The following is a 22,422-nucleotide window of genomic DNA, read 5'->3' as shown; positions in this document are numbered from 1 at the left end:
AATGCGAACCCACCCCCCGGCGATCCACTCGAAAATCCGTGCGGTAGTGCACGCCGTTCCCGCAGTGGATCCCGCACCCCCCGATCGGCGTCCAGGCATCGCCACGAACTGCCCCAACAGAGAAAAACCCCAGGTCACCGGTAATCTGCTGCGACGGAGGGGGACGCATCGGGTCGGGCGGCTCCCCTACTCACCGGCCCACTGCTCCGGCGCCTCGGCGGGCCGAGAAATTTTTTTCCCATTCCGCGTGTCGCGCCACTCCGAGCGCAGGTCAGAGTGCATACGAGCGGTATGTACGACTCGTGCCCGGACCGCGCGTGGCGATCCGGGCACGAGAGTCGAACGTCTCAGTCCGTCAGGAAGGCGAAGCCGTCCAGCGTGCGGGTGACGGCGGCCCGCAGGTCGGCGACGGACGGGCCGGCCCGCAGCACGTCGCGTGAGACGTTGGGCACGACCGCGCGCAGGTGGTCGCCTGCGAGTCGTCGCACGTCGTCGGCGGTGCCGCCCTGGGCCCCCACTCCGGGCATCAGGATAGGCCCGTGAAGGTCGGACAGGTCCGGCGCCTCGGTAAGGGTCGCACCGACCACCACACCCACGGAGCCGAGCCCTGCGGCCCCGTCCGTGCGGGCAGCGCTGTTGCGATCAGCGCACTCGTCCACCACGGCCTGCGCGACGGTGCGCCCGTCGTCGAGCCGCGCGCGCTGGAACTGGGCACCCTCGGGATTGGAGGTCGCCGCGAGCACGAACACCCCGCGGCCCGTTCCGGCGGCCAGATCGAGCGCCGGAGCGAGCGAACCGAACCCCAGGTACGGGGAGACGGTCACCGCGTCCGAGCACAGCGGAGAGCCGTCCGACAGCCAGGTGCGCGCATAGGCGTCCATCGTGGAGCCGATGTCGCCGCGCTTGGCGTCCGCGAGGACGAGCACCCCCGCATCCCCCAGGTCGGCGATGGTGCGTTCGAGCACCGCGAGACCGGCGGAGCCGTAGGCCTCGAAGAACGCCACCTGCGGCTTGACGACCGCGACGGTGTCGCCGAAGGCCTCGACGCACAGTTCGCTGAACCGGGCCAGGCCGTCGACGTCGTCGCCGAGCCCCCACGCGGTGAGGAGCCCCGGGTGCGGGTCGATTCCCACGCACAGCGGCCCGCGGCGCCCGAGAGCGTCCGCGAGTCGCTGCCCGAAGGGTGTCACGCCTGTTCGGCGGGTACGCCGCGCAGCCGCGCGTGCATCCGCTGGATCGAGCTGACTCCGATCTCACCGCGCAGTGCCGCCTCGATACCCTGCACGGCCGCGGAGGCACCCTGCACCGTGGTGACGCACGGGATGTTCGCGGCGACCGCCGCACTGCGGATCTCGTAGCCGTCCACACGCGGACCGGCGTTGCCCCAGGGGGTGTTGATGACCATGTCCACGTCTCCGGCGCGGATGCGGTCGACGACGTCGAGTGCGCCTTCCGGCTTGTCCTCGCCGGAGACCTTGTGGACCTGCTCGCAGGGAACACCGTTGCGGCGCAGCACTTCTGCCGTTCCCACGGTAGCCATGATGTGGAAGCCCAGGTCGGCGAGGTGCTTGACCGGGAAGATCATCGACCGCTTGTCCTTGTTCGCGAGCGAGACGAAGACCGTGCCCGAGGTCGGCAGGGAGCCGTAGGCGGCGGTCTGGCTCTTCGCGAACGCGGTTCCGAAGTCGTCGTCGAGGCCCATGACCTCACCGGTGGACTTCATCTCCGGGCTGAGCAGGGTGTCGATGCCCGTGCCGTCGGCACGCCGGAACCGGTTGAAGGGCAGCACCGCTTCCTTCACCGCGACCGGTGCGTCGAGCGGGATGTCGCTGCCGTCGCCCTCGGCCGGGAGGATGCCCGCGGCACGCAGCTCGGCGATGGACTCGCCGAGCATCACCCGGGCGCAGGCCTTGGCGAGCTGCACCGCGGTGGCCTTGGAGACGAACGGCACCGTGCGGGAGGCCCGGGGGTTCGCCTCGAGGACGTAGAGGATGTCGTCCTTGAGCGCGTACTGGACGTTGAGCAGGCCCTTGACGCCGATGCCCTTCGCGAGCGCGGCCGTCGAGCGGCGGACGTTCTCGATGTCGGCGCGGCCCAGAGTGATCGGCGGCAGCGCACAGGCCGAGTCGCCGGAGTGGATGCCGGCCTCCTCGATGTGCTCCATGATTCCGCCGATGTACACGTCGGTGCCGTCGCACAGCGCGTCGACATCGATCTCGACGGCGTCGTCGAGGAAGCGGTCGACGAGCACGGGGCGGTCGTCGGAGATCTCGGTGGCGTTGGAGATGTAGGTCTCGAGCGCCTTCTCGTCGTAGACGATCTCCATGCCGCGACCACCGAGCACGTAGGACGGGCGCACCAGCACCGGGTATCCGATGCCGGCGGCGATCTCGCGCGCACCCTCGAAGGTGGTGGCCGTGCCGTACTTCGCGGCCGGCAGGTCGGCCTCGTCGAGCACGCGACCGAACTCGCCGCGGTCCTCCGCGAGGTCGATGGCCTCGGGCGAGGTACCGACGATCGGCACCCCGGCGGCCTTCAGTCGACGCGCCAGGCCGAGCGGGGTCTGGCCGCCCAGCTGGACGATGACGCCGGCGACGGTGCCGGACTCGCACTCGGCGCGGTAGACCTCGAGGACGTCCTCGAAGGTCAGCGGCTCGAAGTACAGGCGATCGGCGGTGTCGTAGTCGGTCGAGACCGTCTCGGGGTTGCAGTTGACCATCACGGTCTCGTAACCGGCCTCCGACAGCGTCAGCGCGGCGTGGACGCACGAGTAGTCGAACTCGATGCCCTGGCCGATGCGGTTCGGGCCGGAACCGAGGATGAGCACCTTGGGCTTGTCGCGCTGCTCGACGACCTCGGTCTCGGCCGCGGGGTCGAGCTCGTAGGTCGAGTAGTGGTACGGCGTCTTCGCCTCGAACTCGGCCGCGCAGGTGTCCACGGTCTTGTAGACCGGGTGGACGCCCAGCTCCTGACGGAGGGCACGGACATCGTCCTCGGAGGCGAACTGTGCCGGGCGCAGCGCCGCGATCTGCCGGTCGGAGAAACCGTGGTGCTTCGCATAGCGCAGCTCGGTGGCACCGAACTGCTCGGCCGTGCGGACGTCCTCGCCCAGCTCGACGATGTACGCGAACTGCTCGAGGAACCACGGGTCGATCTTCGTGGCGTCGAAGAGCTGCTCGACGGTCGCACCGAGCTCGAGCGCCCGGGCGATCCGGTAGAACCGGCCGTCCGTGGGAGTGCGGATCTCTTCGAGGATCTCCTCGAGGGTGCCCTCGACCTCGGGGCCGGTCCAGAAACCGGCGGACTTGGTCTCGAGCGAGCGCAGCACCTTGCCGAAGGCCTCGGTGAAGTTGCGGCCGATCGACATGGCCTCACCGACCGACTTCATGGTGGTGGTGAGAGTGCCGTCGGCACCGGGGAACTTCTCGAACGCGAACCGCGGGGCCTTGACCACGACGTAGTCGAGGCTCGGTTCGAAGCAGGCCGGCGTTTCCTTGGTGATGTCGTTGACGATCTCGTCGAGGGTGTAGCCGATGGCGAGCTTGGCGGCCATCTTCGCGATCGGGTAGCCGGTGGCCTTCGACGCGAGCGCCGACGACCGCGACACGCGCGGGTTCATCTCGATGACGACGAGCCGGCCGTCGCGCGGATCCATCGCGAACTGGATGTTGCAGCCGCCGGTGTCGACACCGACCTCGCGCAGGATGGCGATCGAGAGGTCGCGCATCTGCTGGTACTCGCGGTCGGTGAGCGTCATCGCGGGGGCGACGGTCACCGAGTCGCCGGTGTGCACACCGACCGGGTCGACGTTCTCGATCGAGCAGACGATGACGACGTTGTCGGCACCGTCGCGCATGAGTTCGAGCTCGTATTCCTTCCAGCCGAGGATGGATTCCTCGATGAGCACGTTCGCGGTGGGCGAGGCCGCGAGGCCACCGCCGGCGATGCGCTCGAGGTCGGCGTCGTCGTAGGCCATGCCGGAGCCGAGGCCGCCCATGGTGAAGGACGGCCGCACCACGACGGGGAAGCCGAGTTCGGCGACGGTCGCACGGACCTCGTCCATCGTGTAGCAGACGGCCGAGCGAGCGGATTCGCCGCCGCACTTGGTGACGATGTCCTTGAACTTCTGCCGGTCCTCGCCGCGCTGGATGGCGTCGAAGTCGGCGCCGATGAGTTCGACGCCGTACTTGTCGAGGATGCCGCGCTCGGACAGCGCGACGGCGGTGTTGAGTGCGGTCTGGCCGCCGAGGGTCGCGAGCACCGCGTCGATCGGGGTGCCGTTGGCCTGTTCGGTCGCGATGACCTTCTCGACGTAGTCGGCGGTGATCGGCTCGATGTAGGTCGCATCGGCGAACTCGGGGTCGGTCATGATCGTGGCCGGGTTCGAGTTCACGAGGGAGACCCGCAGGCCCTCCTCGCGGAGCACCCGGCACGCCTGGGTGCCCGAGTAGTCGAACTCGCAGGCCTGCCCGATGACGATCGGGCCGGACCCGATGACCAGGACGTGGGAGAGATCGGTACGGCGTGGCATTTAGTTCTTCTCTCCCTCGAGCAGGCGGGTGAAACGATCGAACAGGTCGACGGCGTCGTGGGGACCGGCCGCCGCCTCGGGGTGGTACTGCACGGAGAACGCCGAACCGTCGAGCAGTCGGACGCCCTCGACGACACCGTCGTTGGCGCAGGTGTGGGTGACCTTCGCGCGCCCGAACGGGGTGTCGAACTCCTGGCCGGCCTCACCTTCGAGCGCGAAGCCGTGGTTCTGGGAGGTGATCGCGATCTGCCCGGTCTCGTGGTCGATGACCGGGATGTTCAGGCCGCGGTGGCCGAACTTCATCTTGTAGGTGTTCAGGCCGAGCGCGCGACCGAGGATCTGGTTGCCGAAGCAGATACCGAACAACGGCAGCCCTTGGCCGAGGATCTCCTTCGTCAGGTGCACCACGTCGCCGACCGCCGCGGGATCACCGGGACCGTTGGACAGGAACACGCCGTCGGCCTTCAGGTCGAGGATGTCGTGCAGGGTCGTGGTGGCGGGGAGCACGTGCACGCGGATCCCGCGCGCAGCCAGCAGTCGCGGGGTGTTGCTCTTGATCCCCAGGTCGAGGGCCGCGACGTCGAAGCGCGCCTCACCCTCGGGTTCGACGACGTAGCCGCTGGTGGTCGTGACCTCACGTGCGAGATTCGCGCCGAGCATCGGAGGCTGCGCCTTGACGCGGTCGAGGAGGGCGTCGATGTCGAGGTCGTCGCCGTTCCAGGCGAGTGCGTCGCCCGAGAAGATTCCCGCGCGCATCGAGCCGAGGGTGCGCAGGTGCCGTACCAGCGCGCGGGTGTCGATGCCCGCGATCCCGACGACCTTCTGCCGTTCGAGTTCGTCCTGCAGGGTACCGGTGGCGCGCCAACTCGAGGTGGTGCGCGACGGGTCGCGCACCACGTAGCCGGCCACCCAGATCTTCGAGTCGGCCGCGTTGCCGTCGGGGCCGACCGATTCGTTGTCCTCGTCGTTCCAGCCGGTGTTGCCGATCTGCGGTGCCGTGGCCACCACGATCTGGCGGTGGTAGCTCGGGTCGGTAAGGGTTTCCTGGTAGCCGGTCATTGCCGTAGTGAACACGGCCTCGCCGAGCGTCTGGCCGACCGCGCCGAAAGTGGTGCCGCGGAAGGCACGTCCGTCCTCGAGGACCAGCACCGCGGTGCCGCCGCCGAATGTTCTGCCGCTCATGCGTTGTCTCCGTTCTTATCGACCGCACCAGAGCCGGCCGCGCGGGCTGAGATCTCGCGTGTCGTGATCGTCGTGTTGTTCGTCGTGATCGTCATCGTCGTTGTGATCGTCACCGTCTCAAGATTTTTCGTCCGGCCCGCTCGTCCAGAGCGGGTAGATCGACTTGTCGTCCCCGCGGAAGCCGGTGTCGACCTCCGTGCCCGAGGGCAGCTGCCAGCGGATGACCAGTACCCCGTCCTGGGACATGACCTTGCCCGCCAGACCGCGTTCGGTGCGGATCGCGCGGATCGAGTCCTGCGGGATCCAGATCGGGGATGCGCCGTCGCGTTCGAGCAGGGCACCGGATCGGTATCGGGTCAGTTCCGCGTTGGCGCGGTGGCCGAGATCACCGACCGCGATGCGGTCCTGCCAGCTCGGCGCGAGCGTGCTGCCGACGTACAGACCGGTGGTCGGCTCGACGAGCCGCTCCCCCAGCTCCGCCGGCACGGTCGGCAGTTCGCCGACCACGTCCTGCTGGCGTCGGGCACGTCCCTTCCAACCCTTCCACATCAGCAGGACGAGCACGACCCAGAGCGCGAGGAAACCGACGGTGATGAGAACGCGATCCATGTCGGTTCCTACCTTTCGGTCGAGCGCGGGAACACCGCACCGTCGCGGGCGGTGATCCGCCCGCGCAACACAGTGGTGGTGACCCGGCCCGGCAGGGTCATGTCCTCGTAGGGCGTGTTGTGGGAGATGCTCGCGAGGTCGGGACCGTGCACCGTCCACTCGGTATCCGGGTCGACGAGCACGATGTTCGCGGGTTCGCCTACCTCGAGGGGCCGGCCCTGATCGTCGAGGCCCACGATCTCCGCGGGACGCTCGCTCATGACCTTCGCGACGCCGCGCCAGTCCAGCAGGCCCGGCCGGACCATCGTCTCGATCACGACGGACAACGCCGTCTCGAGCCCGAGCATTCCCGGACGTGCCTGCGAGAACTCGCAGCACTTGTCCTGTTCGGCGTGCGGGGCGTGGTCGGTGGCCACACAGTCGATGGTCCCGTCCGCGAGGCCGCGTCGCAGTGCTTCGACGTCGCTCCGCTCCCGCAGGGGCGGGTTGACCCGGTTGATGCCGTCGTAGCTCTCGAGACGCGAGTCGTCGAGGAGCAGGTGGTGCGGCGTGACTTCGGCGCTGATCGCGATGCTCTGCGAGCGTGCCCACCGGACGAGCTCGACGGTGCCGGCCGTCGACGCGTGGCAGATGTGCACGCGGGCTCCGGCGTCGCGGGCGAGCAGCGCGTCGCGGGCGACGATGGACTCCTCGGCGGCACGGGGCCAGCCGGTGAGGCCGAGACGCGCCGCGGTCGGTCCTTCGTGCGCGACGGCACCGACGGTCAGCCGCGGCTCCTCGGCGTGCTGGGCGATGAGCACCCCGAGCGAGGCCGAGTACTCGAGCGCTCGACGCATCAGCAGCGGGTCGTAGACGCACTTGCCGTCGTCGGAGAACATCCGCACGCCACCGACACCGGCGGCCATCGTGCCCATCTCGGCGAGCTGCTTGCCCTCGAGTCCGACGGTGACCGCACCCACGGGGTGGACGTCGACAAGCCCGACCTCGCGGCCGCGGCGCCACACGTGGTCGGTGACGACCACCGAGTCGGCGACCGGATCGGTATTGGCCATCGCGAACACCGCGGTGTACCCGCCGCGCGCCGCGGCGGCCGAGCCCGAATCGACGGTCTCGGTGTCCTCGCGGCCCGGTTCGCGCAGGTGCGTATGCAGGTCGACGAAGCCCGGGAGCATGATCTGCCCCGTGCCGTCGACGATCTCCGCGTCGTCGCCGACCTCGAGGTCGGTTCCGACGGCGAGGATCTGCTCGTCGCCGAGCAGCACGTCGACCGGATCGCCCTCGCCGTAGAGGCGGACGTTGCGGATGAGCACCTGCGGCGTCACCTGTGTGTCTCCTGTTCCTGTGTCTCCCGGGTGGGAAGTGTGGGTCACGACAGGTTCCCTTCCGTCCCCACGAGCAGGCGGAAGAGCACCGCCATCCGCACGTGGACACCGTTGCTCACCTGTTGCAGCACCGCGCTCTGCGGGGCGTCTGCGACCGGGAAACCGATCTCCATGCCCCGGAGCATCGGACCCGGATGCAGGATCACGGCGTGCTCCGGCAGCAATGCCGCGCGCTTGGCGTTGAGTCCGTATCGAATCGAGTACTCGCGGGCGGACGGGAAGAACCCGCCGTTCATGCGCTCGGCCTGCACCCGCAGCATCATGACCGCGTCGAGGGTGGGAAGTTCGGCTTCGAGCGAATCGGCGACCGTCACCGGCCAGGTCTCCACTCCCACCGGCAGCAGGGTGCGGGGAGCGACGAGCACGACCTCGGCGCCGAGCATGCTCAGCAGCAGCGCGTTCGACCGGGCGACACGGCTGTGCAGCACGTCGCCGACGATGCCGATCCGGCGGCCTTCGATCGAGCCGAGACGCTGGCGCAGGGTGAGCGCGTCGAGCAACGCCTGAGTGGGATGTTCGTGGGTACCGTCGCCGGCGTTGACCACGGCCGGTCCGGAGCCGGATTCGTTGGTCCACTGCGCGATCCGGTGCGCGGCACCGGAGGCGGAGTGACGGACCACCAGCGCGTCGGCGCCGGCGGCGTGCAGGGTCAGCGCGGTGTCGCGCAGCGATTCGCCCTTCTTCACCGACGAACTGGACGCCGAGACGTTGATGACGTCAGCGCTCATCCACTTGCCGGCGACCTCGAAGGACACGCGGGTGCGGGTGGAGTTCTCGTAGAAGACGGTCATGATGGTGCGGCCGCGCAGCGTGGGGAGCTTGCGCACCTCACGCCCGAGCAGTGCCTGCTCGAACCGCTCGGCCTCGTCGAGAAGCCCCGTCGCGGAGTCCTTCGTCAGATCCGCGATGGTGAGCAGGTGTTTCACTGGGACTTGCCTCCGGAGATCTCGACGGCGTCGCGCCCGTCGTGTTCGGTCAGCAGCACGCGGACGTCCTCGCTGCGCGCGGTGGGGACGTTCTTGCCGACGTAGTCGGCCCGCAGCGGCAGTTCGCGGTGGCCGCGGTCGACGAGGACCGCGAGTTGCACCGCGCGGGGTCGTCCGAGATCGCGCAGGGCGTCGAGCGCGGCGCGGACGGAGCGTCCCGAGAACAGGACGTCGTCGACGAGGACGACGAGGGTGTTGTCGACTCCGCCCTCGGGCACCGAGGTGCGCTCCAGCGGGCGGTGCGGCTTCGTGCGGAGGTCGTCGCGGTAGAGCGTGATGTCGAGCGAGCCGACCGGGACACGGACGCCGGCGAATTCCTCGATGCGGTCGGCGAGGCGCTGGGCGAGGGTGATCCCGCGGGTCGGGATGCCCAGGAGTACGACACGCGGTGCGTCCTCGGGGGTGTCGAGAGCGGTCTTCTCGATGATCTGGTGTGCGATACGGGAGATCGTCCGGTGGACGTCGGCAGCGGAGAGCAGCTCACGCGCCGGCACGCCGGTACCGGAGGACGTAGTGGGGGTAGAAGCTGTGGACCCGTCCTCGGACACGGCCATACAGCGACCTCCTTCTCCGCCTCACTGGACGGATCGTTAAAGGATGCCTGACAGTTGTCGAGCCTATCAGCGTCGACGTCCGCCTCGGCACGGATGACGGGTGAAGCGCAACACAGGCCCGGATGCGTGAGCGGGCCCGGCGGGAGTCTTCCCACCGGGCCCGCTCACGGTGCCTCGTGTCGTCGCTCACCCGAGAAGGGTGACGAAGTCAGGACTCGTTCGAGCCCTGATCCTGCGACTCCTGCGCCGGCCGGGCGAGGGTGGCAGCGGCTGCTGCACGCACCTGGTCGGCGACAGTGACGATCTGACCCAGCACCCCGTTGACGAAGGCCGGCGAATCGTCGGTGGACAGCTGCTTCGCCAGCTCGACCGCCTCGTCGACGGCCACCACGGGCGGCACGTCGGTCGCGTGGAAGAGCTCCCACACCGCGATGCGCAGGATCGCGCGGTCGACGGCGGGAAGGCGGTCCAGCGTCCATTCGTGCAGGTGATCGGCGATCACTCGGTCGGTCTCGTCGAGGTTGTCGGCGACACCGCGGATGATGGTCTGCGCGTATGCCGGCACCGGCGCGACCTGGTCGTCGTCGATCGCGAGTTCGACGCGATCGGCGGCGAGGTCGACGGGGTGCACGTCGCGGGCCTCGGCCTCGAAGAGCAGGTCCACGGCGCGCTTGCGGGCCTTGTGGCGGGCCCCGAGCTTCTTCTGGTTACCGGACACTCAGGAATTCACTCGCCCGAGGTAGCTGCCGTCGCGGGAATCGACCTTGAGCTTGTCGCCGGTGTTGATGAACAGCGGAACCTGGATCTCGGCGCCGGTCTCGAGGGTCGCGGGCTTGGTGCCGCCGGTGGAGCGGTCGCCCTGCAGGCCCGGATCGGTGTGCTGGACGACGAGCTCGACCGTGACCGGGAGCTCGACGAACAGCGGGACGTCCTCGTGCGTGGCGACCTGCACGGGCATGTTCTCGAGCAGGAAGTTGGCGCTGTCGCCGAGCAGTTCGGGCGAGATGGTGATCTGGTCGTAGGTCTCGCCGTCCATGAAGACGTAGTCGGTGCCGTCGTTGTAGAGGTAGGTCATGTCGCGGCGATCGACGGTGGCGGTCTCGACCTTGACACCGGCATTCCAGGTCTTGTCGACGGTCTTGCCCGACGTCACATTCTTGAGCTTCGTGCGCACGAAAGCAGGACCCTTGCCCGGCTTGACGTGCTGGAACTCGATGATCTGCCAGAGCTGTCCGTCGATTTTCAGAACGAGGCCGTTCTTGAAGTCACTGGTGTCAGCCACTTGGTTCGTGTCTCCTAGGGTCGAGGAACCGCCCTCAAATGACGGTCAATGTCTTGTCGGTGAGCGTGAGCAACTCCGGAGTATGCTCCCGCACCACGAGCGTGTCTTCGATCCGCACGCCTCCGCGCCCCGAGAAGTACACGCCCGGCTCGACGGTCACCGCCGCACCGGCGACAAGTGTACCGGTCGCCGCGGCGCCGATTCCGGGCGCTTCGTGGATCTCGAGGCCGACTCCGTGGCCCAGCCCGTGCAGGAACAGGTCGGCGTAGCCGGCTTCGGCGATCACGGTGCGCGCGGCGGCGTCCACCGCGGCGCAGTCGACACCGGGCGCGAGCGCCTCGCGTCCGGCCTGCTGCGCGCGCAGGACCAGCTCGTACAGGTCGCGCTGCCAGTCCGCGACGCGGCTCAGCACGTAGGTGCGCGTCATGTCGGAGTGGTAACCGCCGATCTGCGCCCCGAAGTCGAGTTTCACGAAGTCGCCCTCCGCGAGGACCGCGCCGGTCGGGCGATGGTGCGGGATCGCCGAATTGGCACCGGCGGCGACGATCGTCTCGAAGGAGATGCCGTCGGCACCGTGCTCGAACATGCGCCATTCGAGGTCGCGGGCGACCTCCTTCTCGGTTCGACCCGGACGCAGACCGCCCGCCGCGATGAGGTCCGCCAGTGCGCGATCGGCCGCACCGCATGCCTCGCGCAACAGACCGATCTCGTGTTCGTCCTTCACGGCCCGCAGGTGTTCGACGAGCCCGGGAGCGGGAACGAAGCGGACGGACACGCCGAGCTCGCCCCACCGCGACCGTTCGTCGACCGTGACGACGTGACTCTCGAATCCCCAACGCGCAGAACCTGTTCCGAACTCGGTGACGAGGTGGGCGGCCGACGACCGGGCGATCACGGCCCGCAGGTCGGGGACCTGCTCCCCCACCTGCGTGACGTAGCGGCCGTCGGTGCAGATGACGGTGCGCGTCTCGTTCTCGTCGTCCTCGGTGGAGACGATCAGCGCCGCGTTGGATCCCGTGAAGCCCGTGAGGTAGCGGATACCGGTCAGATCGGTCACCAGCAGCGCATCGAGTTCGCGTTCGGCGAGCAGCGCACGCAGCGCTCGACGGCGGGAGGCGTGGTCGGCAGACATATCGCTCAACCTACCGCGATCACGGCTGTGGGACGGGACACACTGTCGGCTTCGCCACCCGTTACGCTGAGGTACATGAAACCCTGGTTGCTCCGCGGACTCGGGCTCGCCCTGGTCCACGTGGTCGTGCGCGTCCTGCTCGGTGCCGCTCTCATCCAGTGGCCGTTGCAGGGATCGGTACTGCGCTGGCTGGGCTTCGCCGTGGTGGTCGTCGCAGCGTTCGTCTGGGCCGGTCTCGACGGCATCCGCGACCACCGCGCCCATCCCGACGCCGACGAGGGCGACGACCTGACGATGCGCTGGCTCGCCGCCGGTGCGGTCACCGGCCTGGTCGGCGGGGTCCTCACCTGGCTCGTCGACACCGTCACCCCGATGCCGGTGGGTGTGACGTCCCTGTTCTTCGAGATCACCTCCGGTGCCGCGTTCACCGTGCTTCTGGTATTCCTGCCGGCGATGGCGGCGGTGACGCTGGGCCGGTTCTTCGCGCGCCGGAACGAGCGCAAGGCCGCCCGCGACGACGACTGGTCGGTCCACCGCGATCACCACGCGCCCGCAGGCGTCGGAGCGGCCGCGGGTTCCGCTCCCGCGAACTCCGCGCAGCAGACCGATCCCGCCTGGCGCAGCGACGACTCGCCCACCGAGGTGTTCCCGAGGGTCGATCCGAAACAGTGAGACCCGAGTAGTGAGACCCACAGCAGTGAGACCACCCGCCGCCGCACATCCGGGGGCGGGTGCTCAGTTTTCCGAGTTGTGACGGTCAGTAGAGGTAGCCGACCCCGAGGAGCCGACCATGACCGACATCACCGAGACGCTCGACCTGACTCCCGCGACCCGCCGGATGGAGCGCATCCTGGCGGGGATCGACGACGCCCAGTTGCCGGGGCCCACACCGTGTTCCGAGACCTCCGTCGGTGCGCTCGTCGACCACGTGCTGGGCCTGTCCCTTGCGTTCACGGCCGCGGCGCGCAAGGACATCGGCCCGCACACCGACACTCCCCCGCAGCTCACGAGCGAACTGCCGCCGGACTGGCGACGTCTCGTTCCCGACCGGCTCGGCGACCTCCGCCGAACGTGGAGCGATCCCGCAGCCTGGGAGGGCATGACGCGCGCGGGCGGCCTCGACCTGCCCGCGCCGGTCGCCGGACTCGTCACGCTCGACGAACTCGTCGTCCACGGCTGGGACCTCGCCGTGGCCACGGGACAGCAGTACTCCTGCGAGCCCGACGAAATCGCCGCGTGTACCGCATTCGCGGAGAGCATCACCGACGAGGAACGCGTCGCCGACGGGGGCGGCCTGTTCGGTCCGGCCGTCCGGGTGGGCGACGACGCTCCGCCGCTGGACCGCCTGATCGGACTGACCGGGCGCGACCCGTCGTGGAGACCGCCCGCATCGGCCGGGTGACGCTAGAGCAGCACGGTTCCCGCATCGGCCTTGCCCTGTCGCGCGACCTCGGAGTAGGCCGCCGCGAGCAGGGTCGGGTCGGGTCCCTCGAGCCTGCCGGGCTTCGCAAGTCCGTCGAGGACGACGAACCGAAGCATGCCGGCACGGTTCTTCTTGTCGGTCTGCATGCCCGCGAGCAGATCGGCGAAGGCGTCGGGATCGTAGGTGGTGGGCAGGCCGACGGATTCGAGGATCGCGCGGTGCCGGTCGGCGGTGGCGTCGTCGAGACGCCCTGCAAGCCGGCCGAGTTCGGCCGCGAAGACCAGGCCCACCGACACGGCGGCGCCGTGGCGCCAGCGGTACCGCTCGCGACGCTCGATGGCGTGGCCGAGGGTGTGACCGTAGTTGAGGATCTCGCGCAGGCTCGACTCCTTGAGGTCGGCCGCGACCACCTTCGCCTTGACCTCGACCGATCGCCGAATCAGCTCGGGCAGCACCGTCCCGGCAGGATCGAGCGTGGCCTCGGGGTTCTCCTCGATCAGGTCGAGGATCACCGGATCGGCGATGAAGCCGGTCTTGATCACCTCGGCGAGTCCGGCCACGATCTCGTTGCGCGGCACCGTCTCGAGGGTCGCGAGGTCGACGAAGACCGCCGAGGGCTCATGGAACGAACCGACGAGGTTCTTGCCCGCCTCGGTGTTGATGCCGGTCTTGCCGCCCACCGCGGCGTCGACCATCGCCAGCAGCGTGGTGGGGATGTGGTAGACCCGCACGCCGCGCATCCACGTCGCGGCCACGAAACCCGCGAGGTCGGTGGCGGCACCGCCGCCGAGGCTGATGACGGCGTCCGAACGGGTCAAGCCGATGCGGCCGAGCACCTCCCAGCAGAATCCGGCGACGGCCAGCTCCTTGCCGTCCTCGGCGTCGGGGATCTCGATGCGGTGGGCGTCGATGCCGGTCTCGGCGAGCGCCTCCCGCACGGCGTCGGCCGTCGCGGTGAGCGTCGGCTGGTGGAAGATCGCGACGGTCCGCGTGCCGGACAGTTCTTCGACGACGTCACCGAGCAGTCCCCGGCCGATGATCACCGGATAGGGCTGGGCGGTCTCGACGTCGATGCGTACCGGTTCGGTCACGGTGTGGGGCTCCGATCCTCGCTGATGGTCTGGCTGGTCGCGGCGTCCGCCGCTTCGAGTTTGGCGAGCACCTGCTGGACGACCCGCCCGGGGCTGCGGCCGTCGGTGCGCACCCGGATGGTCGCCGCCTGCCGGTACAGCGGGCGGCGGCGACGCATGAGGTCGCGGTATTTCTGGGCCGGATCACCACCGGCCAGCAACGGCCTGGTTCCGGCGGCGCCGACCGCGCCGGTGCGACGCAGTCCTTCCGCCACGCTGATCTCGAGATAGACGACGGTGTGTCCGGCCAGTCGCGCGCGGGTGCGCTCCGAAAGGATCGCTCCCCCGCCCAGGGACACCACACCGTCGTGGGTGTCGAGGGCGCGCGCGACGAACTCCTCCTCGATCTCCCGGAAGGCCGGTTCGCCGTCCTGGGAGAAGATGTCGGGGATGGTCCGGCCGGTCACACGCTCGATCTCGGCGTCGGTGTCGAGCAACGGCAGCTCGAGCGCGTTCGCGACCCGACGACCGATCGTCGACTTGCCCGCTCCCGGCGGGCCGATGAGTACCAGGCGAGGCGACATGCGATCACCGCGGCGGCCGCGCCGCGATGCCCTTCAGGTAGTGGTCGATGTTGCTCACGGTCTCGGCGAGCGAGTCGCCGCCGAACTTCTCGAGGGCGGCCTGCGCGACGACGAGGGCGACCATCGCCTCGGCGACGACACCCGCCGCGGGCACCGCGCACACGTCGGAACGCTGGTGGATCGCGACGGCCTCGTCGCCGGTGGTCATGTCGACCGTCGACAGGGCGCGCGGCACGGTCGAGATCGGCTTCATCGCCGCCCGCACGCGCAGGGCCTCACCGTTGGTCATGCCACCTTCGATGCCGCCGGCGCGGTTGCTCGAGCGGAGCACACCGTCGAGGCCGGGCTTCATCTCGTCGTGGGCAGCGCTGCCGCGGCGACGCGCGGTCTCGAAGCCGTCGCCGACCTCGACACCCTTGATGGCCTGGATCCCCATGAGGGCCGCGGCCAGTCGCGCGTCGAGGCGATCGGCACCGCTGACGAACGAACCGAGGCCCACGGGCAGCCCGTGCACCACGACCTCGACGATTCCGCCGAGGGTGTCGCCGTCGCGCTTGGCGGCCTCGATCTCGGCGATCATGGATTCCTCGGCGGCCTTGTCGTAGGCACGCACTGGGCTCGCGTCGATCGCGGCGAGATCGTCGGCACCGGGTTCGGGGCCGACATAGGGATCGGATGCGCCGATGGAGATGACATGCGAGACGACCTCGGCGCCGAACGCCTGGCGCAGGAAGTTCCGGGCAACCGTGCCGGCCGCCACGCGTGCTGCGGTCTCCCGGGCGCTGGCGCGCTCGAGGACGGGACGCGCGTCGTCGAAGCCGTACTTGAGCATGCCCGCGAAGTCGGCGTGGCCGGGGCGGGGACGGGTCAGCGGCGCGTTGCGCGCCTGACCTTCGAGCAGTTCGGCATCGACCGGGTCGGCGGCCATGATGGTTTCCCACTTGGGCCATTCGGTGTTGCCGATCTCGATCGCGATCGGGCCGCCCAGGGTGCGTCCGTGCCGGACGCCACCGATCACGGTGACCTTGTCGGCCTCGAACTTCATGCGTGCGCCGCGGCCGTAGCCCAGTCGCCGTCGCGCGAGTTGCTCCGAGATGTCGTTCGACGTCACCTCGACTCCGGCGACCATCCCCTCGAGCATCGCGACGAGAGCGGGACCATGGGATTCTCCAGCAGTTATCCAACGCAGCACAGGTCCATCCTTCCATGTTCGTCCGCCGACTCGACATGCCGCCCCTGGTCAACCCGTCGAGATCACCGCCAGCGCCGCGGCGGCGCACATCGACGGTCCGTGCGGAAGCACGCGCGGAGCGGCACGCACACCCCCGCGGCGGGCCTCCCGGAGCCGCAGAAACAGGGACGCACCTGCGGTGAGGACGGATGGGAGCAGTGCACCGAGGAGCACCGCCGAGGGGCCGGCGAGTCCGGTGACGGCACCGAGCCCGAGGGCGAGTTTGACGTCGCCCGCACCCACCGACCGCGGCACCGCGAGGTGGGTGATCAACAACGGTGCCGCGAGCAGAAGTGCACCGGCGAACGCCGCCCGGCCGTGCCCCGTCGCCGCGGCCACGCCGAGGATCGTGCCCGCTCCCCCGAGCGTCAGCACGTTCGGCAGACGCCGCACGAGCAGGTCCACGGCGCTCAGGCACACGCACCACCATCCGAACATCGCTGCTCCGACGACCGCCGCGCCCGTGGTGATCGAGACCGCGACGAGTGCGGCTGCCGCGCATGCCGCCTCGCACGAACCCGGCAGCGGCCGACGACCGGCCGTTCTTCCCGCCACCACGCGCACGATCGCTCCCACGCCCACGCCGAGAACCACCATCGCGAGCTCACCCACCGTCTCCCCTGCCACGACCCGGAGCATCCCCCATCCACACTCGCCGGCAGGGCGTTCGCGCGGTGTCCGGCCCGGTCCTGTGGACAGGCACGTCTCCTGTGGACAAAGCCGCACAGTGCGGCGATCGTCCTGCGAGGATTGCCGGAGTCTGTCGGTTCCGGTCGGAAGGTTCTGGTCGAATGGAGATTTCGTCGCTGCTCGAACACGTGGGCACGGCCATCGACGTCGTCGGAGTCGGCGTCATGGTGATCGGCGCATTGGCGGCGACGTGGATCGCGGCGACCGCGCGGCGGCGCGGACCGGGTTCGGAGATCTACGAGCCGTACCGGCGCAATCTCGGCCGGTCGATCCTGCTCGGCCTCGAATTCCTGGTCGCCGCCGACATCATCAAGACCGTCGCCGTCACGCCGACCTTCACATCGGTGGGTGTGCTGGCGGTCATCGTGCTCATCCGCACCTTCCTGAGCTGGTCGCTGCAGCTGGAGATCGACGGCCGGTGGCCGTGGCAGCGTTCGGCTCCCGACGCCGAGACGACGACCGGCACGACGCCGGCTACCTGAGCGCGTCCCGGACCTCGTCCCGCCGGCGCAGCAGATGCGCGCGCTCGATGGCGTTCTCCGTCCGCGCCGCGGCGGTGGCGTATGTCTCACTCGCCTCGGTGAGCCGGCCGAGGCGGGCGAGCAGGTCGGCCCGGACTGCGTGGAAGACGTGATACCGCTCGAGGTCGAGGTGGTCGACGATCCCGAGAGCCGCTGCGGGGCCCTCCACTTCGGCGAGTGCGACGGCCCGGTGCAACGCGACGACCGGTGTGGGGTCCGCGGCGAACAGCAGGTCGTAGAGCGCGACGATCTGCGCCCAATCGGTGTCCTCGAAGGTGGGCGCGTCCGCGTGCACTGCGGCGATCGCGGCCTGGATCTGATAGGGCCCCGGCCTGTTCCAGCGCAGGGTGCGCCGCACGAGTGCCTGCCCTTCGGCGATCAGCGCGCGGTCCCACCGCGAGCGGTCCTGGTCTGCGAGCAGGACGAGTTCGCCGCCGGGTCCCGTACGCGCCGAGCGCCGGGATTCACCGAGGAGCATCAGGGCGAGAAGTCCCGTGGTCTCGGGATCGTCGGGAACGAGCCCGGCCAGCACACGCGCCAGCCGCACCGCCTCCGAACACAGGTCCGTGTCGACGAGTTCGGGTCCGGCGCTCGTCGTGTGGCCCTCCGTGTACACGAGATAAAGCACGGAACGCACCGCGTCGAGACGTTCGGGAAACTCGTCCGGGGACGGGATGCGGAACGGGATGCGCGCGTCGCGGACCTTCCCCTTGGCTCGGGAGATCCGTTGCCCCATAGTCGTTTCCGGCACGAGGAAGGCTCGGGCGATCTGCGCGGTGGTCAGCCCGCCGAGCAGCCGCAGTGTCAGCGCGACCCGCGACGCAGGCGCGAGCGCCGGGTGACAACAGGTGAAGATCAGACGGAGGCGATCGTCGGGGATCTCGGGCGGGACGACCGCTCCGGAGTCGAACGCGTCGTCGGATGTCGGGTAGAGCAGGTCCGCCTCGGCGTGCTTGATCGGACGTGCGGCCTCCCGCCGTGCCCTGTCGATCGCCCGGCGACGGGCGGTGGTGATGATCCACCCGGCCGGGCTCGGCGGGATCCCCTCCCCGGGCCACCGTTCGACGGCGATCGAGAAGGCGTCCTGCACCGCGTCCTCGGCGGCGTCGAGGTCGCCGAGGACGCGGGTGAGCACGGCGATCGCCCTGCCGTATTCCTCACGGAAGGCACGTGCGATGTCGGCGGTGGACGGCCCGGTCATCGAGCTTCGCACGTCATCCGGCGCAGGAGCCGAACGCCAGGGGCCGCACCTCGATGGGCAGTGTGGTGGCGTCGGCAAGACCGCGCGCCCACCTCAGCGCCTCGTCGAGGTCGGGCACGTCGATGACGTCGAAGCCACCGAGATGCTCCTTGCCCTCGATGTACGGACCGTCGGTCGTCGCCGTGCACCCCTCGTCCGTGCGCACGACCGTCGCCGTATCCGGAGGGTGAAGGCCGCCGGAGAACACCCAGACCCCTGCCTCCCGGATCTCGTTCTGCCACGCCGCGACCTTCTTCATGATCGGTTCGAGGAACTCCGGTGACGGCGGTTCACCGTCGGGCTGGTAAATGCTCAGCAGGTACTGCGCCATGGCGGGGTCCTTCCCCTCGGCGGCCGGCGGCTCCGGCCTCTCACCCTCTATACGAACGGTAGGGCGCCGATTCGACACCTGCGCGGAGAAATCCGCTGCCCACCCGCTCAGGCATCGCAGGTGGACAGCGGACGGTGTCGGGTGCGGCCTACTGCGCGACGAGTTCGACGATGGTGGCGTTGGCCTGGCCACCGCCCTCGCACATCGTCTGCAGGCCGTACCGGAGGTTAGTACGGCGCATGTGGAAGATCATGTCGGTGAGGATGCGGGCACCGGAACCCCCGAGCGGGTGACCGAGAGCGATCGCACCACCGTTGGGGTTGAGCTTGTCCTCGGGTGCGCCGATCTCCTTCTGCCACGCCATGGGCACCGGAGCGAACGCCTCGTCGACCTCGAAGACGCCGATGTCCTGGTGGGGCCGCGCCCCGTCGTACCGGGTTCTCAGGCCGGGTGCGGAGAGTTCAGATCGAGCCCGACGGCGCGCGCCATCTCCGCGCGCGGCGCGGGCAGCCCCGTGAACTGCTCGACCTGCCCGAAGGCCTGGTTCAGGAGCATGTGCAGACCGCTGACGACGCGGACACCGCGTGCCTCGGCCGCTGTCGCCAGCGGCGTGGGCCAAGGGTCGTAGATTGCATCGAGGATGCACGGCGCCTGCGCGAGAGCTTCTGTGTACGGCGCTGCCGCGGGTGCGGGCACGGTGCTCACGAGCGCACCGGCCTCGGCGCAGACCCGGGCCAATTCGGGTGCGTCGAACGACAACCACCGAGCCTCGATGTCGTCGCCGAGACAATCGAACGTCGCGCGGGCTTTCTGCTCGGACCGCGCGACCACAGTCACCGAGCGCACACCGAGGTCGGTGAGACCGACGAGCGCCGGCCGCGCGGTACCACCCGAGCCGACGACGACCGCCGACGCGCCGGACAGATCGCCGACGCCGGCCGAGCGCAGTGCTCCGGACACGCCGTCGACGTCGGTGCAGTCGGCACGCCACCCGTTCTCGATGCGCACGAGGGTGTTCGCCGAGCCGATCCTCACGGCCCGCTCGGTGCGTTCGGTGGCGAACTCGAGAGCCGCGAACTTACCGGGCATCGTGACGGACAGACCCACCCATTCCTCACCGAGCGAGGACACGAGGCCCGGCAGCTGCTCACCGGTGCATTCGATGCGTTCGTAGGTCCACTCGGTCAGCCCGAGTGCCCGGTACGCCGCGAGATGCAACAAGGGCGACTTCGAGTGCGCGATGGGTTTCCCGAGGACCGCGGCCCTCCGGACACCTCCGTTCGGATCAGCGGCCACTGTCGAGGATCCCGCTCGCGAGTGCCAGTTCGGTGTTCTGCAGGTGCTCCTCGTAGGAATTCGCGAAGAGCGTGGTGCCCTTGTCGTCGATCGTCACGAAGTAGATCCATTCCCCCGGTTCCGGGTTCTCCATCGCCTGCAGCGCACCGATGCTCGGTGACGAGATGGGCGTCGCCGGAAGACCGACCATGGCGTAGGTGTTCCAGGGGGTCACCCGCGCGCGGTCGGCGTCGGTGGTCGCGAGTTCGGTCTCGTCGAGTTCGTAGTTGACGGTCGAATCGAACTGGAGCATCTGGTCGATGTCGAGGCGGTTGAGGATCACGCGCGCGACCTTCGCGAAATCCTGTGGCAGAGCCTCGCGTTCGACGAGCGATGCAGAGATGAGCATCTCGTACGGGGTCAGCCCCACCCGTGCGGCCGCGTCGGTGATCCCCGTCGCGTCGTAGCTCGCAGCGCTTTCCGACACGAGACGGGCGAGGATCTCGACGGGTTCGGCCGTCGGATCGAAATCCCAGCTGCCCGCGGCGATGAGGCCTTCGAGCTGCCGCCTGCGGTCGGGCACGTTCGCCACCGCGTCGCGCGCCCATTCCGGAACGCCGAGTGCCTGCAGGTCCGGGGTGGCACCGGCCGCGTCGAGTTCCTCGTAGGTGACGCAGTTCTCGGCGGCCGGATCGCCGTGGCAGCTCGCCTCCGCGATGAGTGTGTAGATGCCCTTGCGGACGGCACCGGTGTTGACGTCGCGGATGTCGTGGAGCTGACGTCCCTCGGAGATCACGAGTGCACCGACCCGGTTGGCCGGGTCGACGAGGGCGGCGACGGCATCGACGGCCGGGATGTTGGTGGCCACCTGGTAGAAGCCGGGCTGCAGCGAATTCATCCCCGAGTTCTGCACGGCCGCTTCGTAGAAGGCGGCGGAACTCGCGACGACACCCTTGTCGACGAACTCGCTGCCGATCTCCCCGGCGGTCTCGCCCGGGTTGACCTGGACGACGACGGCGGGCCCGGGAGGTCCGGTGAAGTCCGGCGGAAGGTTCGTGCCGAGGAACCGGTCGTAGGCGAGATAACCGCCGCCCACGACGACGAGCAGGAGCACCGCGGCGGCGAGCGCGCCCACGACACGTCCGCGCTTCCTGCGCCCGCTCGCCTTCGGATCGCGGCGTGCGGCGCGTTCCGAACCACCGACCGCGACGGGGACCGCACGCTGCTCGGCGGTGACCTCCTCCGCTGCGACCGCGTCGTCGGCGGGATCGTCGTCCCGGTAGATATCCCGGCTCGCGTCGCGTGCGGCGTAGGAGTATCCGCCCGGGTACTCTTCGTCGAGATGTCCCCCGTCGGGGTGATCGGCCGGAGCGTGTCCGCGATCGGCGCCGATGGACCCCTCGTGCTCGTACCCGGATCCTGCGTAGCCCCCGTCGCCGTAGCCCTGCTCGGCATAGCCCTGCTCGGCATAGCCCTGCTCGCCGTAACCCTGTTCGGCGTGACCGGGCGGCGGGCCATCGAATACACCCGGCTCGAAGTTCAGGACCGTGGTCTCGTGATCGTCGGGATCGGGTCGACGGGCCTCCGGGTGCCCACTCGGGACGCCCTCGTATCCACCACCGCCGTACGGATCACAGCCGTGGGAGTCGTTGCCGTACGGGTCGTGCCCGTATGCATCGTGACCTCGAGGGTCGGATGCGTACGGATCGTCGTACCGGTAACGCGGGTCTGATCGATACGGATCCTCGGATCCGTATCGATACGGATTCTCGGATCCGGTGCGATCCACTGGAGGTTCCGTGTACCCACCGGCGTAGGGATCCGCGAACAGATCCTGCCGTGCGTTCTCCGAATGGTCGTCGTGTCGTCCGTGCCGGCTCACCGGCTGTCCCCCGCGTCACGCCCCGACTCGTTCACTACCGAACTCCGCTCGTCCAACCAACCCTGCAAGATGGCCACGGCGGCGGCCTGGTCGATGACCGGCCGCGCACCTCGCGCACTCACCCCGCTCTCGCGGAGGGCGCGCGCCGCAGTGACCGTCGTGAAACGTTCGTCGGCCAGGCGCACGGGAACGTCGGGTAAGGCACGGCGAAGTCGACGCGCGAAATCGCTCGCCAGTTTCGCAGCCTTGCCGGGCTCACCGCGCAGTGTCTGCGGCAGCCCGACGATAACCTCAACAGCCTCGTATTCCCTAACGATCTCGACGATGCGCCGGATATCGGGTGCGTCGGGTCCGCGTTCCTTGGACCGCGGCACCGTCTCGACCGGGGTGGCGAGGATCCCGTCGGGGTCGCTGGAGGCGACCCCGATCCGGACGCTGCCGACGTCGACTGCGATGCGGCGACCACGGCCGGGATCGTCCACTCCGGGACGATCGGGGCGCAGCGGTTCGGCCACGC

Annotated in this window: 22 protein-coding genes and 1 pseudogene; 3 read left to right on the top strand and 20 right to left on the bottom strand. The window is 69.4% G+C overall.

The window, feature by feature from the left end; all coding sequences use genetic code 11:
• Nucleotides 1–347 precede the first annotated feature (347 nt).
• The 10 genes from pyrF to AC6CID_RS09410 form a co-directional block, all read right to left on the bottom strand.
• Nucleotides 348–1,190 carry an orotidine-5'-phosphate decarboxylase gene (pyrF, locus tag AC6CID_RS09455; RefSeq protein WP_064256308.1) on the bottom strand — a complete coding sequence of 281 codons (843 nt, stop codon included), beginning with the start codon at nt 1,188–1,190 and terminating at the stop codon, nt 348–350.
• Nucleotides 1,187–4,531 carry a carbamoyl-phosphate synthase large subunit gene (gene carB / locus AC6CID_RS09450; RefSeq protein WP_498353866.1) on the bottom strand — a complete coding sequence of 1,115 codons (3,345 nt, stop codon included), beginning with the start codon at nt 4,529–4,531 and terminating at the stop codon, nt 1,187–1,189. The genes pyrF and carB overlap by 4 nt, the downstream gene beginning before the upstream one ends.
• Entirely contained in the window at nt 4,532–5,713 is a 1,182-nt protein-coding gene (gene carA / locus AC6CID_RS09445; RefSeq protein ID WP_064852084.1) for a glutamine-hydrolyzing carbamoyl-phosphate synthase small subunit, read from the bottom strand.
• Between the two features lie 117 nt (nt 5,714–5,830).
• Complete coding sequence (locus tag AC6CID_RS09440; RefSeq protein WP_220665920.1) at nt 5,831–6,322, bottom strand: PH-like domain-containing protein; 492 nt, start codon at nt 6,320–6,322, stop codon at nt 5,831–5,833.
• A gap of 8 nt (nt 6,323–6,330) precedes the next feature.
• Complete coding sequence (locus tag AC6CID_RS09435; protein WP_220665919.1) at nt 6,331–7,644, bottom strand: dihydroorotase; 1,314 nt, start codon at nt 7,642–7,644, stop codon at nt 6,331–6,333.
• Between the two features lie 44 nt (nt 7,645–7,688).
• Nucleotides 7,689–8,630: an aspartate carbamoyltransferase catalytic subunit gene (locus tag AC6CID_RS09430; protein ID WP_016691672.1), complete on the bottom strand. Its 942-nt coding sequence runs from the start codon at nt 8,628–8,630 to the stop codon at nt 7,689–7,691.
• Nucleotides 8,627–9,244: a bifunctional pyr operon transcriptional regulator/uracil phosphoribosyltransferase PyrR gene (gene pyrR / locus AC6CID_RS09425; RefSeq protein ID WP_024100783.1), complete on the bottom strand. Its 618-nt coding sequence runs from the start codon at nt 9,242–9,244 to the stop codon at nt 8,627–8,629. The genes AC6CID_RS09430 and pyrR overlap by 4 nt, the downstream gene beginning before the upstream one ends.
• Nucleotides 9,245–9,452: 208 nt before the next feature.
• Complete coding sequence (nusB, locus tag AC6CID_RS09420) at nt 9,453–9,962, bottom strand: transcription antitermination factor NusB (RefSeq protein WP_006551442.1); 510 nt, start codon at nt 9,960–9,962, stop codon at nt 9,453–9,455.
• The gene (efp, locus tag AC6CID_RS09415; RefSeq protein WP_006551441.1) at nt 9,963–10,526 is read right to left on the bottom strand and encodes an elongation factor P; all 564 of its coding nucleotides are present in this window, start codon (nt 10,524–10,526) and stop codon (nt 9,963–9,965) included.
• Nucleotides 10,527–10,560: 34 nt separating this feature from the next.
• Entirely contained in the window at nt 10,561–11,658 is a 1,098-nt protein-coding gene (locus tag AC6CID_RS09410; RefSeq protein ID WP_006551440.1) for a M24 family metallopeptidase, read from the bottom strand.
• 75 nt (nt 11,659–11,733) lie between these two features.
• Here AC6CID_RS09410 and AC6CID_RS09405 point away from each other — a divergent pair, with 75 nt between their 5' ends.
• A complete protein-coding gene (locus AC6CID_RS09405; RefSeq protein WP_024100782.1) occupies nt 11,734–12,330 on the top strand; it encodes a B-4DMT family transporter in 597 nt (198 codons plus the stop codon).
• Between the two features lie 118 nt (nt 12,331–12,448).
• A complete protein-coding gene (locus AC6CID_RS09400; protein ID WP_081263366.1) occupies nt 12,449–13,060 on the top strand; it encodes a TIGR03086 family metal-binding protein in 612 nt (203 codons plus the stop codon).
• 2 nt (nt 13,061–13,062) lie between these two features.
• On the opposite strand, the gene aroB is transcribed toward AC6CID_RS09400, so the two are convergent.
• From aroB to AC6CID_RS09380, 4 genes are read right to left on the bottom strand one after another with little or no spacing between them, the layout of a single operon-like run.
• A complete protein-coding gene (gene aroB, locus AC6CID_RS09395; protein ID WP_064060289.1) occupies nt 13,063–14,172 on the bottom strand; it encodes a 3-dehydroquinate synthase in 1,110 nt (369 codons plus the stop codon).
• Nucleotides 14,169–14,735, bottom strand: coding sequence for a shikimate kinase (locus AC6CID_RS09390; protein WP_064060288.1), 567 nt, complete (start codon nt 14,733–14,735; stop codon nt 14,169–14,171). The genes aroB and AC6CID_RS09390 overlap by 4 nt, the downstream gene beginning before the upstream one ends.
• A 4-nt stretch (nt 14,736–14,739) precedes the next feature.
• Complete coding sequence (gene aroC, locus AC6CID_RS09385) at nt 14,740–15,927, bottom strand: chorismate synthase (RefSeq protein ID WP_006551435.1); 1,188 nt, start codon at nt 15,925–15,927, stop codon at nt 14,740–14,742.
• A gap of 48 nt (nt 15,928–15,975) precedes the next feature.
• Nucleotides 15,976–16,605, bottom strand: a complete 630-nt coding sequence (locus tag AC6CID_RS09380) for a prepilin peptidase (protein ID WP_220665918.1) — start codon at nt 16,603–16,605, stop codon at nt 15,976–15,978.
• A 152-nt stretch (nt 16,606–16,757) separates the two neighbouring features.
• On the opposite strand from AC6CID_RS09380, the gene AC6CID_RS09375 reads away from it, so the two are divergent.
• On the top strand, nt 16,758–17,138 hold the full coding sequence (locus AC6CID_RS09375) for a DUF1622 domain-containing protein (RefSeq protein ID WP_064060286.1): 381 nt from the start codon (nt 16,758–16,760) through the stop codon (nt 17,136–17,138).
• On the opposite strand, the gene AC6CID_RS09370 is transcribed toward AC6CID_RS09375, so the two are convergent.
• The 6 genes and pseudogenes from AC6CID_RS09370 to ruvX form a co-directional block, all read right to left on the bottom strand.
• A complete protein-coding gene (locus AC6CID_RS09370; protein ID WP_498353865.1) occupies nt 17,131–18,378 on the bottom strand; it encodes an RNA polymerase sigma factor in 1,248 nt (415 codons plus the stop codon). The two genes, AC6CID_RS09375 and AC6CID_RS09370, sit on opposite strands and share 8 nt — an antisense overlap.
• A 13-nt stretch (nt 18,379–18,391) precedes the next feature.
• A complete protein-coding gene (locus tag AC6CID_RS09365) occupies nt 18,392–18,748 on the bottom strand; it encodes a YciI family protein (protein ID WP_019289266.1) in 357 nt (118 codons plus the stop codon).
• A gap of 148 nt (nt 18,749–18,896) precedes the next feature.
• Nucleotides 18,897–19,154, bottom strand: a pseudogene (locus tag AC6CID_RS09360) (acetyl-CoA C-acetyltransferase); the annotation flags it as partial.
• Between the two features lie 35 nt (nt 19,155–19,189).
• The gene (locus AC6CID_RS09355; RefSeq protein ID WP_064256315.1) at nt 19,190–20,044 is read right to left on the bottom strand and encodes a shikimate dehydrogenase; all 855 of its coding nucleotides are present in this window, start codon (nt 20,042–20,044) and stop codon (nt 19,190–19,192) included.
• On the bottom strand, nt 20,034–21,905 hold the full coding sequence (locus AC6CID_RS09350; RefSeq protein WP_498353864.1) for an endolytic transglycosylase MltG: 1,872 nt from the start codon (nt 21,903–21,905) through the stop codon (nt 20,034–20,036). Before AC6CID_RS09350 ends, AC6CID_RS09355 begins: the two co-directional genes overlap by 11 nt.
• A complete protein-coding gene (ruvX, locus tag AC6CID_RS09345) occupies nt 21,902–22,420 on the bottom strand; it encodes a Holliday junction resolvase RuvX (RefSeq protein ID WP_006551427.1) in 519 nt (172 codons plus the stop codon). The genes AC6CID_RS09350 and ruvX overlap by 4 nt, the downstream gene beginning before the upstream one ends.
• Between the last annotated feature and the right edge of the window lie 2 nt (nt 22,421–22,422).

The organism is Rhodococcus sp. GQ147, assembly GCF_059759155.1.
The sequence above is the reverse complement of the archived record's forward strand: the minus strand, read 5'-3'. Positions and strand labels throughout refer to the sequence as shown.

Coding starts and splice junctions, on each gene's coding strand:
- carB (WP_498353866.1), bottom strand. CDS start 4,531: ATGCCACGCCGTACCGATCTCTCCCACGTCCTGGTCATCGGGTCCGGC.
- AC6CID_RS09370 (WP_498353865.1), bottom strand. CDS start 18,378: ATGACCGGGCCGTCCACCGCCGACATCGCACGTGCCTTCCGTGAGGAA.
- pyrR (WP_024100783.1), bottom strand. CDS start 9,244: ATGGCCGTGTCCGAGGACGGGTCCACAGCTTCTACCCCCACTACGTCC.
- AC6CID_RS09440 (WP_220665920.1), bottom strand. CDS start 6,322: ATGGATCGCGTTCTCATCACCGTCGGTTTCCTCGCGCTCTGGGTCGTG.
- AC6CID_RS09390 (WP_064060288.1), bottom strand. CDS start 14,735: ATGTCGCCTCGCCTGGTACTCATCGGCCCGCCGGGAGCGGGCAAGTCG.
- carA (WP_064852084.1), bottom strand. CDS start 5,713: ATGAGCGGCAGAACATTCGGCGGCGGCACCGCGGTGCTGGTCCTCGAG.
- AC6CID_RS09405 (WP_024100782.1), top strand. CDS start 11,734: ATGAAACCCTGGTTGCTCCGCGGACTCGGGCTCGCCCTGGTCCACGTG.
- AC6CID_RS09380 (WP_220665918.1), bottom strand. CDS start 16,605: ATGCTCCGGGTCGTGGCAGGGGAGACGGTGGGTGAGCTCGCGATGGTG.
- AC6CID_RS09365 (WP_019289266.1), bottom strand. CDS start 18,748: ATGGCGCAGTACCTGCTGAGCATTTACCAGCCCGACGGTGAACCGCCG.
- AC6CID_RS09400 (WP_081263366.1), top strand. CDS start 12,449: ATGACCGACATCACCGAGACGCTCGACCTGACTCCCGCGACCCGCCGG.
- AC6CID_RS09410 (WP_006551440.1), bottom strand. CDS start 11,658: ATGTCTGCCGACCACGCCTCCCGCCGTCGAGCGCTGCGTGCGCTGCTC.
- AC6CID_RS09375 (WP_064060286.1), top strand. CDS start 16,758: ATGGAGATTTCGTCGCTGCTCGAACACGTGGGCACGGCCATCGACGTC.